This is a genomic window from Providencia sp. PROV261 (assembly GCF_028477945.1).
In the GTDB taxonomy this organism is placed as follows: domain Bacteria; phylum Pseudomonadota; class Gammaproteobacteria; order Enterobacterales; family Enterobacteriaceae; genus Providencia; species Providencia stuartii.
Genome location: NZ_JAMPMC010000034.1, coordinates 35071 through 49570 on the forward strand (window position 1 = coordinate 35071; position 14500 = coordinate 49570).

Sequence of the window (14500 nt, forward strand, 5' to 3'; positions counted from 1 at the left end):
TCTGTAATCTACTGCACAAATATCTGTTTTATTTATGGGAGGCATAGTTAAAGTCATTTAAGGAGGAAAAGAAACCATAACAGATGAAATTATTGTGATTAACATCACGAATTTTGTCTTTTTATCGCTAATTTTGGTTTGATTGCTTTCGTTTTTGTTCCTTATCAAACATCAAGCACGTTTCTTGTCTATATTTAGTTATAGATTATAAAAATAGACCATACTAAAAGTAATGTTGATTAATGTGAGGAATGCGACATGAATGGCTCATCTGTGACTGAAACGGATGTCATCATTATCGGTGGTGGCGCAACAGGTGCAGGTGTTGCTCGTGATTGCGCCCGCCGAGGATTGAAAGCAGTTTTACTCGAAAGGCATGATATTGCAACAGGCGCAACAGGACGCAACCACGGCTTGCTACATAGTGGTGCTCGCTATGCTGTCACGGACGGGGAATCAGCAAGAGAGTGTATTGAAGAAAACAAGATACTAAAACGTATTGCACATCATTGTATTGAGAAAACTGACGGTTTATTTATTACGTTACCTGAAGATTCTCTCGAATACCAACAGCAATTTATTCAAGCTTGCCAAGCGGCAGGTATTGATGCTCATGCTCTCGACCCCGCAGAAGCGATCCGCCTTGAGCCGTCAGTCAATCCCCAATTGATCGGTGCTGTGAGAGTGCCTGATGGTACTGTTGATCCTTTTCGTTTAACCGCAGCTAATATGCTGGATGCTCGCGAACATGGTGCGAAAGTGCTCACTTATCATGAAGTCATCGGACTAATTCGAGAAGGTGATAAAGTACGCGGTGTAACAGTTTACGATCATCAAGCTAAACAACAATATGATATTTATGCTGAAATTGTGGTTAATGCTGGGGGGATTTGGGGACAAAAAATCGCAGAATACGCAGATCTGAAAATCAAAATGTTCCCTGCAAAAGGTGCGCTTCTGATCTTAGGCCACCGATTAAATAACATGGTTATTAACCGCTGCCGCAAGCCTGCTGATGCGGATATTTTGGTACCTGGAGATACGATTTCACTGATCGGCACAACATCGACACACATCGAATATGATCAAATTGATAATATGTATGTGACACCGGAAGAGGTCGATATTTTGATCCGCGAAGGTTCAATGCTCTCACCCGCATTAGCGAAAACACGCATATTGCGCGCTTATGCGGGGGTTAGGCCACTAGTTGCCAGCGATGATGATCCTTCTGGTCGTAATGTGAGTCGCGGTATTGTGTTGTTGGACCATGCGAAACGCGATGGCCTTGAAAACTTTATCACAATTACTGGTGGTAAATTAATGACTTATCGCCTCATGGCAGAATGGGCAACAGATAAAGTGTGTGAAAAATTAGGGCATACCGCCAAATGCACTACAGCAGATGCCCCTTTATCAGGGTCGCAACATAGTGCTGAAGAGGCACTGCGTAACGTTATTTCAATTCCTGCCCCCATTCGTGGTTCTGCAGTCTATCGTCATGGTGACCGTGCTACCGCGATATTAACGACCGATAGACTAGATAAGAGCCTTGTTTGTGAATGTGAAGCGGTTACCGCAGGTGAAGTACGTTATGCTGTTAACTCATTAACAGTTAATAACTTACTTGATTTACGGCGTCGGACTCGCGTTGGCATGGGAACATGCCAAGGTGAGTTATGTGCTTGCCGAGCCGCTGGGTTATTAAACCGTTTTAATGTGACAACACCACATGAAACCGAACAGCAGCTAGGACATTTTTTGAATGAGCGTTGGAAAGGCGTAAGACCTATCGCTTGGGGGGATGCATTGCGAGAAAGTGAATTTACTAGTTGGGTTTACCATGGCTTATGTGGCATGAATGAAAGTACCTTAGATAAGGTTTCTAACGAGGAGGCTGACCATGAAATATGATGCAGTCGTGATGGGCGGGGGGCTCGCTGGGCTTATCTGTGGTATTCGCTTAACTCAATCAGGTTTATCTTGTGCCATTGTGAGCGCAGGGCAAAATGCGTTGCACTTTTCATCTGGATCTTTGGATTTATTAACGCATTTACCCGATGGCCAAAGCGTAGAAAAACCATTAGATGCCCTAGATAAACTGAGTGAGCAGGCGCCAGAACACCCGTATAGCCGGCTTGGTAAACTTTCGGTGATTAAACTCACTCATCTTGCAGAGACACTATTACAGCAAAGTGGCGTAAAACTTAAAGGTTCTAGCGATGAAAATCATTATCGCATAACGCCATTGGGTCATAAGCGCCTAACATGGTTGAGTCCTGAGTTTGTGCCTACAGTTAACCTCCATAAAAAAATGGATATGGGAAAAATAGCGGTTGTTGGTATTGAAGGTTTTTTAGATTTTCAGCCGCAAATGGTGTCTGATGAGTTGCAAAGAGAGGGAGTCAGTGCGAGTGCTTATTATGTTCATTTGCCGCTCCTTGATAGACTTAGAGAAAACCCCAGCGAATTTAGAGCTATCAATGTGGCACGTTGGTTAGATAGGCCTGAAAACATGGCGCAAATAGTGGCTGAAATAGCACCACTAGTCGTTGATTCTGATACTATTTTTATGCCAGCGTGTATCGGATTAGATAGTGAAGAGCCTTTGCTTGAGCTACAAAAGCAGCTTGGTAAACCCATCTACTTGTTGCCTACATTACCCCCTTCATTGCTGGGGATCCGATTGCATGAGATGCTGTTACGTCAATTTCGCCGTCAAGGTGGGATCATCATGCCGGGTGATAAGGTGACTTCAGTGAATTGTATTGGGTCACGCATAGAATCAGTGAATACACGTAATCATGGTGATATTTCACTCAAGGCTTCTCAGTTTGTCTTAGCCACCGGCAGTTTTTTTAATAATGGGCTTGTTGCTGAGTTCGATCGTATTTATGAGCCATTAATGAACCTTGATTTATGCCATATTCCTCAGCGTGCACAGTGGACCAATAAAGCATTTTTTGCTTCACAGCCATATATGACGTTTGGTGTTCAAACAGATGAGCATCTACGGGCACAAAAAGAGGGGCAAACTGTCGAAAATCTTTATGTGGCAGGCGCGGTTTTAGGCGGTTTTGACCCTTTAACTGAAGGTTGTGGTGCGGGAGTTTCATTGATAAGTGGCTTACATGCAGCAAATGAAATTGTGGGCTATTTTGAACGACAAAGAGCCATGCAGGCGGAGGTGGCGCAATGAGTATTCAGGATGCAAGCTTTGAAAGTTGTATTAAATGTACTGTTTGTACGACCTATTGCCCTGTAGCGAAAGTTAATCCGTTATATCCTGGGCCAAAACAAGCGGGTCCTGATGGTGAGCGTTTACGTTTAAAAGATCCAATGTTATATGATGAGGCATTGAAATATTGCACTAACTGTAAACGTTGTGAAGTTGCATGCCCATCGGATGTTAAAATAGGCGATATTATTGCTCGTGCTCGTAATACATACAGCCAACAAAAGCCGAAATTACGTGATGCAATACTCAGTCATACCGATTTAATGGGATCACTATCGACACCTTTTGCTCCAGTGGTAAATACCATCACGGGGCTAAAACCAGTTCGTCAAATTCTCGATAAAGCTTTAAAAATTGACCATCGTCGGGAGTTGCCTAAATATTCCTTTGGAACATTTAGACGTTGGTATGCAAAACAAGCGGCGGAACAACAAAAATTTGCAGAGCAAGTTGCCTTTTTCCATGGTTGCTATGTCAATTATAACCATCCACAGCTCGGTAAAGACTTAATTAAAGTGTTTAATGGAATGGGAATTGGCGTTCAACTATTAAAACGCGAAAAATGTTGTGGTGTGGCGTTAATTGCGAATGGCTTTATGAAACAAGCTAAGCGGCAAGCAAATGTTAATTTAGAATCGCTACAAGAAACCATCCTTGAGAAACATATTCCGGTTGTTGCAACGTCATCGACGTGTACTTTTACACTCCGTGATGAGTATACACATGTTTTAGATGTCGATACCTCACAAATGCGCGATAACATTGAATTAGCAACACGTTATATCTATCGCTTATTAGAGCAAGGCAGAGAGCTTAAACTCAAGCATACACCTCTGAAAGTGGCTTATCATACGCCTTGTCATATGGAAAAAATGGGTTGGACATCATACACATTGGAGTTGATTAAGCGTGTACCTGGCGTTGAATTGATCGTACTCGATTCTCAATGTTGTGGTATTGCAGGAACATACGGCTTTAAAAAAGAAAACTATGAAGTTTCTCAAGGGATTGGCGCAGGGTTATTTCGCCAAATTGAAGACAGTGGGGTTGATATGGTGATTACAGATTGCGAAACCTGTAAATGGCAGATAGAGATGTCGACCAGTAAAAAATGTGAACATCCGATAAGCCTGTTAGCCAAAGCATTATAATAAAAATAATGAGCTGTTTAGTTAACCCGTTAGGGAGAAAGGAGCCCACCTTTCTCCCTTTTTTGTAATAGTACTGCCATATTCTATCATGCCGTAGTAACCTTATGATTTAATGCATAATGATAGGTTTGACATGTTAGACACGGATCCCTCCTTTAGACTTAGAAAATTGACGCGAGAAGATAAGGACTTCTTTTTTCAACTGTATACGAACCTCGATGTTTTACGTTTTATTTCTAACCCAAAAACGGAAAAAGAAATTCTTGCCGCGTTTGAAAGTCGATTAATCGAATGGAATTTACATTCTGAACATTGGCTATGTTTAGTGATTGAAGATATTGAAACTCACCGGCCTATGGGATTGATTGGCTTTTGTTTATCATTAGTAAATCAACAGCGAGTTGGTGAAATTGGTTATTTGATTGACCCTACTTTTTCAGGTAAGGGCATTGCGACGTCGGCTCTGAAAATGCTGTTATCATCCCCTGATTATGCACAAATTCGCACATTTATAGCAGTAGTGACCGAAGGTAATATTGCTTCTGAAAAAGTGTTGGTTAAAAACGGATTTTCTATACAAAAAGTGATTACTGCAAACTATGAGATTAATGGTTTTGTGTATGATGATATTTGTTATGAATTAAATCGATAAAACATCACGCTGGTGGTGAATAAACAACACCAGCGTGATGGAGAGTTAAAGTGATTTCTGTAAAGTTTCCAGCAGTAGCAACACTGATGTTCCACCAGGATCTGCATGGCCTATACTGCGTTCACCTAAATAACTGGCTCGGCCTTTTCGTGCTTGCATAGAGATTGTTGATGCCACACCTTGTTTTGCAGCTTCTACAGCCGCACTTATTGCTTCATTTAAGGTTTGTGAAGTCGCTTTTTCAAGTGATTCACAAACAGGCCACCAAACATCGCACATGGTTTTATCATTAGGTTCGGCTTTGCCTCGTGATACAACACCTTCCGTTCCTGCTTTGAATAGCTCAGCTAAATCAGCAATGCTTAAATTTTCTTTACCAGCAGCACTTTGCGAAGCTTTAATAAAAAATGTGCCGAAGAGTGGACCACTTGCGCCACCGACACTAGATAAGAGTGTCATTCCGGTGGTTTTCAGTAAGGTAGCAATATCTTTGTCTTCAACAGAAGGTAATTTTTCGGCTACTTTCTGAAAACCACGATGCATGTTGAGTCCATGGTCGCCATCACCAATAGCGGTGTCTAGCTCGGTAAGCCGATCTTGTTCATCAGCAAAAGTTTGTGAACACTGTATCAACCAATGATAAATTTGCGGTTGTGTTAAGTTCATGATGTTTTGGCTCCATTTTTACTGCTTAATTTATTGGTTATTGGGAGTAGAAGCTTTGTGTTATCAACACTTCCAACGTAAAGCCGGGGTATTGACTGGTTCATCCCATAACATTAAGTCTTCATCATCCACTTTTAATAGCGTAATTGAGATGCCTTGCATATCAAGTGCGGTGCAATAGGAGCCGACAAGGCTACGTTCAATAGTCAAACCAAAATCGTGACAACAAGTTTGTAGTCGGTGGTACACAGCGTACAACTCAGATAATGGTGTGGCGCCAAGGTTATTAACTAATGCAATTACGCGATCGCCTTTTTTCAGAGGGTGTTTAGTGTGTTTATGCTCTTGCCAGCAGCCATTTTCACGATCCCATTGGCGGATTATGCGTTCGTAGTGACCGTTTTCGAGCAAAGTTTCAAACATTTGATCGACAGTATCGTCTAAATTAGTAAATTTGCGCCGTTCAATGCCGGGCTCTCCGTGGATCCCCACGCCAAATTCCATTTCGTTATCTGGAAGTTCAAATGAGCGTTTTCCTGCCGCGGGTACGGTACAGGCTTGTAAGGCAACACCTAAACTATAACCATGATTATTGATCTTGTGGCCTAGTTCCACTAATTGCTCAAGAGAATATCCTTTGGTCGCTGCCGCGCCGAGTATTTTTTCCATCAAAACGGTATTAGCGACACCTCGGCGTCCTGCTGTGTATAAACTATCTTTTACTGCAACATCATCATCAACTAATACGGTAGCGATTTTGATCCCTGCATCGTGTAAGAGTTCAGCGGCCGTTTCAAAATTTAGGACGTCACCAGTGTAGTTTTTTATGATCATTAATACACCTTCGCCGCTATCGATGGCCATTGCACATTCCATCATTTGGTCTGGTGTCGGGGATGTAAACATCTCTCCTGGGCATGCTCCATCTAACATTCCTTGACCAATATATCCGCTATGCATCGGCTCATGACCGCTACCCCCACCGGAAAGTAGGCCAACTTTGCCTTTGATAGGTGTATTACTATGAACGAGGTAGGTTGGGTCAACATTCAAACGTAATTCAGGATGAGCAGCAATAAGCCCTTGATTGACTTCACTTATAATATCTTCAACACGGTTAATCAGTTTTTTCATCTTATAAACTCCAAAAGATAGAGAGTGATGGTTATTTCTGTTCGTTTGTGTTCTTTTTTGGTTGAATTAAAACGGAATTGGCGCGGATCGTTTCGATTGTGCAACCAGACTATCACGGCTGTGAGATTATTGATGAATAAAACCAATAAAATGAGAGTTAGATCGGTAATTTTTCAGAGGTGAGCGAAGGGGAGTGCTATTTCCCCCTCGCAGTTGCACTAATGTTGATTGGCGAGTTTTTGCTCGGCAGTTTTGGCAAAAAATGTCTTCAAAATAAAATTGAGTAAAACACCATAAGCAGGTAAGAAAAATAGCATACAAATAAATAGCTTAAAGGTATAGTCAACTAAGGCAATCTCTACCCAATTCGCAGCCATAAAAGGATCACTGCTTTGATAAAATGCAATAAAGAAAAAGGCAATGGTATCAATTAAATTACCGAAGAACATGGCGCAGGCGGGGGCAACGTACCAACGTTTATTTTGACGTAATCGGTTGAACACACTGACGTCCATTATTTGCCCAAGGACATAAGCCATAAAGCTAGCAGCGGCAATTCGAGCCACAAATAAGTTAAATGTATTTAATGCTGCTACTCCTTGCCATTCACCTTGAAAAAATAGAGCTGATATAACATAGGAAATGAGTAGAGCAGGCAACATGACCGCAGTGATGATCCGACGTGCAAGTGGTGCACCATAAATACGTACAGTAAGATCAGTTGCTAAGAAAATAAATGGAAAGGTAAACGCTCCCCATGTAGTGTGAAAACCGAAAATATTAATCGGCAACTGTACAAGGTAGTTACTAGAGGTAATAATTAAAATATGAAATAAAGACAGCCAAATTAATGCACTGGCTTTTTGCTGTGCTGTGAATGAAAACATATTGTACCTTTTTAAGTAGCAATGGGGTGAGGGAACCCATAAAAAACTTTCCCGACATTGGGAAGTGCGCATAATACGCTTGTTGCGCAACAAAAGCAAAACTGTTACGTCAGAGAGGATAATTTTATTATATAATTAGAGCATCTTTTATTTTTTAGAAGCGTAGTTATGTCTGATTTATTTTTAAATGCCACTAAAACTCTTGATACACTTGGTTTGCGTTGCCCTGAGCCAGTTATGCTAGTTCGTAAAACTGTTCGAGGAATGAATGCTGGCGATACTTTACTCATCATTGCAGATGATCCTGCAACTACACGTGATATCCCCGGTTTTTGCCGTTTTATGGAGCATGAATTGCTGGCAGTTGAAACGGAACAAACCCCATACCGTTATTTGTTACGTAAAAAAACGGAAGGCCTGTAAGCCTTTTTTAGTTAAATAGGCTGCTTGCGTGCGGTGAGCTTAAAGGCTATCGCACGAATATGGCATTATTACTGGTAAGTGCCCTTATCCTCTTGAATGATAAGTTGTAACTCCTCATAGCTAAAATTTAGGCTCTTCATCACAAGTTCGAAGCTTGCACCATTTTTTAGGAGTGAAAGTGCATTTTCATGCCTGGCTTTTTGCATGCCTTCTATCTTGCCTTCTATCTTACCTTCTATCTTACCTTCAATCTTACCTTCTAGTTTGGCTTTATCTTTTAAACGTTGAGCGATATTCATAGCAACACCTTGATGGTTTTCGATTTGTTCAATTAACTGTTGAATTATTTGTTCAAAATACTGAGATGAATCTAACGTAGTGAGCAGATAATTAATAATAATGCTGGTATCTTGCTCACTATTATAGTGCCTATTTAATGCTTGGGCGAGCAGACTAGTCACTTGCTGATATTCGTCACGTAGATTTTTATGCTTCAATGCAAGTTCCATTACTGCAATCTTTCGATGATTAACTAACTCATTGTCATCAATAACAGTGATATCCACTAATGGAAATGGATTAAAGTACAGTTCATCAGCGAGTTCGGGCCAAGAAAAACAGTGAGTCCATGTTTTCAAATAGGGATAGGGGGAGCTATCTCCATGGTAAAATAAAATAGGTACTACGAGTGGTAAACTTTTATGGCCTTGCTGAAGGTGTTGATTCATTGCCAAAAATGAATAATGCATTAAGCGCCAACTCATTAATTTATCAGGTGTTGATTGATGTTCAATAAGGAGGTAAAGATAGCCATCACCAACTTCTGTTTGTACAGTATAAAGAACATCAGATAATCGAGAGCGCAGTTTTTTATCGATAAAAGAAGAGTTAGTAAGTGCTAATGTATTAAAGTCACATAAAGACCGAATATGTTCTGGCAAATGAATGTCGAAAAAATCGCGAGCATTATCTATTTGGGTTAAAAAACCTTTAAAAGCGGCATCATGTGGTGTTGTAGGGGCTTTTTGTATCATACTCGCCTTCATCAATGTCCTTATGTTACGAAGATATTAGCGAATATAGAGATAAAATAGAAAAAAGTTACTCCTAATTTAACGTGAAAAAATAATTTATTTTTTATAAGCGACATCTCATTACTTGTTGTATTTAAAGTTTTTATTACTATTTAATAAAAATTAAAATGTAAGAAATGATAGTTTACTAGATAATAATGATTAAACGTTCTATTTATAACAAAGAAGCGCCGTTATGGCGCTTCTTTAATAATACAATAAATATTATTTTTTAATTTGTGGTAGTTTTACTTTTAGTAAACGTACCGCATTTGCTGTCACTAAAGCTGTTGCTCCTGAGTCAGCAAGAACAGCGACCCAAAGCCCTGTTATTCCCAGTAGGCTGGTAACTAGGAAGATTGCCTTTAACCCTAAGGCTATTGTGATATTTTCACGAATAATCTTACGAGTGGACTGTGATAAAGCAATCACTTCAGGTAATCCAGTTAAACGGTTATGAGTCAAGGCAGCATCGGCAGTTTCCAAAGCAACATCCGTTCCACTACCCATTGCTACACCAATACTTGATGCTTTCATGGCTGGGGCATCGTTAATACCATCGCCGACCATCATAGTGCTATGGTTACGGTTTAATTCCATCACAGCAGTGACTTTATCTTCAGGCAGTAAACCTGCACGGTATTCCATACCTAGTTGACCAGCTATAGCTGCGGCTGCGCGAGGATTGTCGCCTGTTAGCATCACCGCATTAACATTCAAAGCCCTTAACATACTCATGGCATCTATCGCATCGCTTCGTAATGTATCTTGCAGCGCGATTAAGCCGATGACTCGGTTATTTTCCAGTGTGATAACGACTGTTTTGCCTTCCGCCTCTAGTGATTCAACTCGATTTTGCCAAATCCTATCAAGTGGGCTATCCAAACGGCTTGGGGCGCTCACTAACACATGTTTACCATTAAGATAACCTTCAACCCCTTTCCCTGCGAGAGCCTTACGATTTTCGGCTTCAACGACGTTAATTGATAAGGCTTCTGCCTTATTTATAACGGCTTTTGCTAAAGGATGATGAGAGCCTGCCTCAACAGATGCAGTGATTTGTACTAGTTCATTTTCAGTTATACCGTCGACAGGAACCAAATCAGTAACATGAGGTTTACCTTCCGTCAACGTTCCTGTTTTATCTAGTGCAATAGTGGTGACTGAACCTAACTGTTCGAGCGCTGCACCGCCTTTAATTAATGCACCACGACGTGTGGCGGCTGCTAACGCAGAGGTGATTGCCGCAGGTGTAGAAATCACTAAAGCACATGGACAACCAATCAGCAGCAAGGTTAAACCTCTGTAGATCCACGTTTCCCATGGTGCGCCAAAGAATACGGGAGGGATCACCACGACTAATGCTGAAAATAGCATGATCAGTGGAGTATAGATACGACTAAAGCGGTCGATAAAACGTTCAATTGGTGCTCGACGTTCTTCAGCTTCCTCAATCAATTGCAAAATACGGTCAATCGCGTTTTGCCCTTGCTCTGAAACCACTTTCATCTGTACTGCGCGATCGACAGATAAGCAGCCTGCCGCTACTTTTTCGCCAACATTACGTTCGACGGGAACAGATTCACCCGTGAGTGAGCTTTCATCAAAGCTGGCGAAGCCGGAGATCAATTCCGCGTCAGTTGGTAAGCGACCACCGGGTGCAATTTCAATGATATCACCTGGACGTAGCTGTGAGACTGGAACTGTGGTTTTCTGACCATTTTTAATTAATAAAGCTTCTTCTGGTACAAGTGCCATAAGAGCACTGACACCGCGTCGTGCTCGACCAGCAGAGTAAGACTCCAGCATTTCCCCCAACATAAATAGTAAGATAACCATCGCGGCTTCTTCTGTTGCCTGAATAAAGATGGCACCGATAGCGGCGACAGTCATCAGGGTCTCGATCGCAAAAGGTGTACCAGTACGGATCAAACGTAATGATTTACGCGCAATGGGATAAAGGCCAAATAAAGTCGTTAGTGTAAAAGCAATGAGACCAATTTGAGGGTTAATGCGCTCCACCCCCCAGCTAATAGCCATTAAGATGGCTAAGATGATCACAGGCTTCGACTCGCTCAATAGGCTAGGCGGAGGTGTAATAGTAGCAGCACTATTGATACCAACATCTAATAGCTCATAGCCAGCCGCTTCTACGGTTGCGCGGACAGCGGAACTAATATCTTTATCGGCATCAACAACGAGTTTTTCTGTGGCAAATAGGACTTTAGCCTGTTTTACCTCAGTGATTTGTTTTACCGCATTTTCGATTTTTTGAGCGCAGCTAGGGCAATCCATACCGCGAATTATCCAATTGAAACGTTGCCCTGCGGCTTGTGCAGGTGCAACATCATTTTGCAGCTCACTTGAAGAACTGCAACATGCCGTATGCTGATGGCTATGCTCATGTTCTTGATGATCATGTGCTTGATGAGAGGTTGAACAGCAGCTCTGGTGCTGATGAGCCTCCTCATCATCGTCAGGATGTTTCTCGACAGTATCGTGTTCGTGAGTATGTGAGTCATTACTTACATTTTTACTGTTTTGAACCGCAGTTGAAGAGCAGCTGCTGCTCGAACAGCAAGCGCTATTATGTTGATGTGCTTCTTTATGGTTGTGTGAGTGCATATGCGCCCCCTTATCAAACAATGACCTTAATCAATATTGATAAGTCTATACTTTGGAGTCTACTCCAGAGTCAAATAGATTAGGGGATGCCAATTGATAAAAAATGCTATTTGAGAATTTTATCAATTGGCAGTGAAGAAAGTTATAAATAAACCGCGCGGATAATGAAGAATTGTCCGAGGAAATAGAGGGCCGCGACAATGGCTTTCGACGCTTTAAAAGGAAAGCGGAAACGAGCAATTAGCCAAATACAGTTAGAAATAAACAGCAAAAATGCCCCGACCATGATTGAGAAGTTGTAATCGCGACCTAGGCCAAAGAATTGGTCACCGGCTACCCAAGCCATAATCATACTCATGATTAATAATGCAAAGATCATTGCCTGTAACTCTTTGAGTTTTGTCCAAATTACACCTAAAGTGATAGCTGCAATAATCAGAGGTATTGGGAGCCAAGGGAGATATAGGCTGAAATCTAACTGCATACCAAAACTGATGGTATAAAGAAGATAACTTACAAACAGCAAGGTTACAGATGCAAGTAAGCGCTCACTTGAAAACATTCTCATCATATCGGCGAGTAATGAAACTGCCAATGCAGCAAGGATCAAATATCCTTGTGTGGTGAGAAAATCTGCATTCCAGCCCCAGAGCAATAACAGTATCAGTGTGACGGGACGAAATAACCAACGTTGCCACTCAGGGCCACGATATGCTGCATCAACATACAGCCAACCAGAAAAAAGTACTGCAAGGAATGGCCAACTAATCATAAACACATCCTTATAAATTCAATGAATGAAGCAACTAGGGTGGTGTTCCTTCTGTATGATTAAGATAAACTATACTGATGAACACTTTAAGCACAATGTTAACTTTATGAATAAACCTATCTTACTTATTATCGTATTGGCGGTTATTGCTGTCTTGGCAACAAAGCGCTTTTTTGACCAACGCAAGCAAAATGAGATCAATGATAATGCTGTGCCAGTCAGTTATTCGGTGGTTGTTGATAGTAAAAAAGATTACCCTTATCCCAATATGCGTTCCCGTGAACGGGATGTGGTTTCACCTGAAACCTTTCGTTATGAGGTCTATTTTAAACCACTAAATAATACGGCTGTGATTAAAGTGATCGTCAGTGAATCTCAATATCAAGCTATTGAACAGGGTCGCCAAGGAACGCTCCGTATGCAAGGAACCCGATTCTTAAGTTTTGAGCCTGACGAATAACCTAATTATTCTTTCTTATTATTCTCAAGCGCTTGTTTTTGCTTTTTTTGCATTGCTAACATTTCAAAGACACCGAAGAAAAAAATTCGGGTCTGTAACCAGCCGGATAATTTTTCTCCTTTAGCGAGTGTTGCTTTCAGGAGGACAGTTTGCAGTGCATGCATAACAATCATAAATATCATGGCAATATCCATAAAATATTTAAATGGCTTAGGAAAAGGCTGGATTAGATTAAATATCATAAACCCCCAAACGCAAATCATTAGCACTCGACCTGCATTAACTAGCATGGCTGTTTTCCTCAATTGAATGGCGAATAAATAAACGATAAGCCACTTGCCCCGCAATTTTCTCACGATGCAGTTGCCAATTAGTGGGGATGTCAGTAAGTGGTGACTCCGCCTCTGACTCAACATATATCCAGCTTTCATCTGCCAGCCATTGGTTTTTTTCTAACAACTGGATAGTGTCGCTTAAGAGTCCTTTACGAAAAGGAGGATCAATAAATACAACATCAAAAGGTGTACCATTTTGACCCAGTATTTCAAGGCTGTTACCGTTGATAATGTTAGCATTATCAGATTGCAGGCGCGCTTTATTTTCTGTTAGTAACTGGGCGTTTTGTTTATCCAATTCAATAAACGTCACACTATCGGCAAAGCGTGATAGTGCTTCAAATCCTAATGAACCACTACCAGCAAAGCAGTCAAGGCAACGAGCTTCACGTATGATAGGCATTAACCAGTTAAATAAAGTTTCTTTGATTCTATCTGTAGTGGGACGTAAGCCCTCACTATCACGAACAGGGAGCTTTCGCCCGCGCCATTTGCCACCGATAATGCGTATCTGACCTAAAGAGGCGCTTTGTGGTTTTTTTGCCATAATATCCATTGCTACTCAGTTTTGTTGAGCTTTATAAAATGCGTTGTCTTATTGTAACGCGCCATTTTCACAGTTTTAACTTAAAAAATCAGATTAAATTGTCATGATTTTTCTTTCAGATATGTGTTGCGGCGCGATGAAATGATAGACTGCATGTAATTTTATTGCGATTTAATTATGAAGCGCCATGTTTTTACCGCGAGGAGTGTAGTGGCTGATGGCTAAAGACAAGAAAAAAGGCTTTTTCTCATGGTTGGGTTTTGGTCGTAAAGACGAGAAAGAGGCTCAACAGCAAGAAGCAGAACAACAAAAAAAGATAGATGCAGACAAAGAGATAGAGCTGCAAAAACAAGACATTGATGCTGCAAAAATGGCAGAAGAAGCTGAACGTCAGTATCAAGAGAAAAAAGCAGAGGAGCAGGCTGCAATTAAAGCGGCTGAAGAAGCCGCAGAGCGTCAGTATCAAGCAGACCAAGCTGCTATTAAAAAGGCAGAGGAAGAGGCAGAGCGTCAGCGCCAAGCCGAGCTAGCCGCAAT

At 41.3% G+C, this 14500-nt stretch carries 14 protein-coding genes and 1 pseudogene; 7 read left to right on the forward strand and 8 right to left on the reverse strand.

Annotation, left to right across the window (positions count from 1 at the left end; genetic code table 11):
* The first annotated feature begins 258 nt into the window (after nt 1-258).
* The 4 genes from glpA to PR675_RS16930 all read left to right on the forward strand — a co-directional run bounded on the left by glpA (nt 259) and on the right by PR675_RS16930 (nt 5041).
* Nucleotides 259-1914: an anaerobic glycerol-3-phosphate dehydrogenase subunit A gene (glpA, locus tag PR675_RS16915; RefSeq protein WP_060560750.1), complete on the forward strand. Its 1656-nt coding sequence runs from the start codon at nt 259-261 to the stop codon at nt 1912-1914.
* Nucleotides 1904-3199, forward strand: coding sequence for a glycerol-3-phosphate dehydrogenase subunit GlpB (glpB, locus tag PR675_RS16920; RefSeq protein ID WP_004925777.1), 1296 nt, complete (start codon nt 1904-1906; stop codon nt 3197-3199). Before glpA ends, glpB begins: the two co-directional genes overlap by 11 nt.
* Entirely contained in the window at nt 3196-4389 is a 1194-nt protein-coding gene (gene glpC, locus PR675_RS16925; protein WP_014657520.1) for an anaerobic glycerol-3-phosphate dehydrogenase subunit GlpC, read from the forward strand. The genes glpB and glpC overlap by 4 nt, the downstream gene beginning before the upstream one ends.
* Before the next feature lie 133 nt (nt 4390-4522).
* Complete coding sequence (locus PR675_RS16930) at nt 4523-5041, forward strand: GNAT family N-acetyltransferase (protein WP_040132468.1); 519 nt, start codon at nt 4523-4525, stop codon at nt 5039-5041.
* A 45-nt stretch (nt 5042-5086) separates the two neighbouring features.
* Here the strand turns inward: PR675_RS16930 and dhaL are convergent, their stop codons facing one another.
* The 3 genes from dhaL to PR675_RS16945 form a co-directional block, all read right to left on the reverse strand.
* The gene (gene dhaL, locus PR675_RS16935) at nt 5087-5707 is read right to left on the reverse strand and encodes a dihydroxyacetone kinase subunit DhaL (protein ID WP_060560749.1); all 621 of its coding nucleotides are present in this window, start codon (nt 5705-5707) and stop codon (nt 5087-5089) included.
* A 63-nt stretch (nt 5708-5770) separates the two neighbouring features.
* Entirely contained in the window at nt 5771-6841 is a 1071-nt protein-coding gene (dhaK, locus tag PR675_RS16940) for a dihydroxyacetone kinase subunit DhaK (RefSeq protein ID WP_004925762.1), read from the reverse strand.
* 218 nt (nt 6842-7059) lie between these two features.
* Nucleotides 7060-7728, reverse strand: coding sequence for a 7-cyano-7-deazaguanine/7-aminomethyl-7-deazaguanine transporter (locus PR675_RS16945; RefSeq protein ID WP_004925758.1), 669 nt, complete (start codon nt 7726-7728; stop codon nt 7060-7062).
* A gap of 168 nt (nt 7729-7896) precedes the next feature.
* On the opposite strand from PR675_RS16945, the gene tusA reads away from it, so the two are divergent.
* On the forward strand, nt 7897-8151 hold the full coding sequence (gene tusA, locus PR675_RS16950; RefSeq protein ID WP_004925753.1) for a sulfurtransferase TusA: 255 nt from the start codon (nt 7897-7899) through the stop codon (nt 8149-8151).
* A gap of 68 nt (nt 8152-8219) precedes the next feature.
* Here tusA and PR675_RS16955 read toward each other — a convergent pair whose 3' ends face one another.
* The 3 genes from PR675_RS16955 to PR675_RS16965 form a co-directional block, all read right to left on the reverse strand.
* On the reverse strand, nt 8220-9185 hold the full coding sequence (locus PR675_RS16955; protein WP_014657525.1) for an Rpn family recombination-promoting nuclease/putative transposase: 966 nt from the start codon (nt 9183-9185) through the stop codon (nt 8220-8222).
* Between the two features lie 264 nt (nt 9186-9449).
* On the reverse strand, nt 9450-11849 hold the full coding sequence (locus tag PR675_RS16960) for a zinc/cadmium/mercury/lead-transporting ATPase (RefSeq protein WP_060560748.1): 2400 nt from the start codon (nt 11847-11849) through the stop codon (nt 9450-9452).
* Nucleotides 11850-11991: 142 nt separating this feature from the next.
* Nucleotides 11992-12621, reverse strand: a complete 630-nt coding sequence (locus PR675_RS16965) for a lysoplasmalogenase (protein WP_004925743.1) — start codon at nt 12619-12621, stop codon at nt 11992-11994.
* A 106-nt stretch (nt 12622-12727) separates the two neighbouring features.
* On the opposite strand from PR675_RS16965, the gene PR675_RS16970 reads away from it, so the two are divergent.
* A complete protein-coding gene (locus PR675_RS16970) occupies nt 12728-13081 on the forward strand; it encodes a DUF2500 domain-containing protein (RefSeq protein ID WP_169342329.1) in 354 nt (117 codons plus the stop codon).
* Between the two features lie 5 nt (nt 13082-13086).
* Here the strand turns inward: PR675_RS16970 and PR675_RS16975 are convergent, their stop codons facing one another.
* Entirely contained in the window at nt 13087-13371 is a 285-nt protein-coding gene (locus tag PR675_RS16975; protein ID WP_004925735.1) for a DUF1145 family protein, read from the reverse strand.
* Nucleotides 13361-13963 (reverse strand): 16S rRNA (guanine(966)-N(2))-methyltransferase, encoded by a 603-nt coding sequence (gene rsmD, locus PR675_RS16980; RefSeq protein ID WP_169342330.1) that lies wholly within the window; start codon nt 13961-13963, stop codon nt 13361-13363. Before rsmD ends, PR675_RS16975 begins: the two co-directional genes overlap by 11 nt.
* Nucleotides 13964-14180: 217 nt before the next feature.
* Between rsmD and PR675_RS16985 the strand changes: the two are divergent.
* A pseudogene (locus tag PR675_RS16985) lies at nt 14181-14500 on the forward strand (signal recognition particle-docking protein FtsY); the annotation flags it as partial.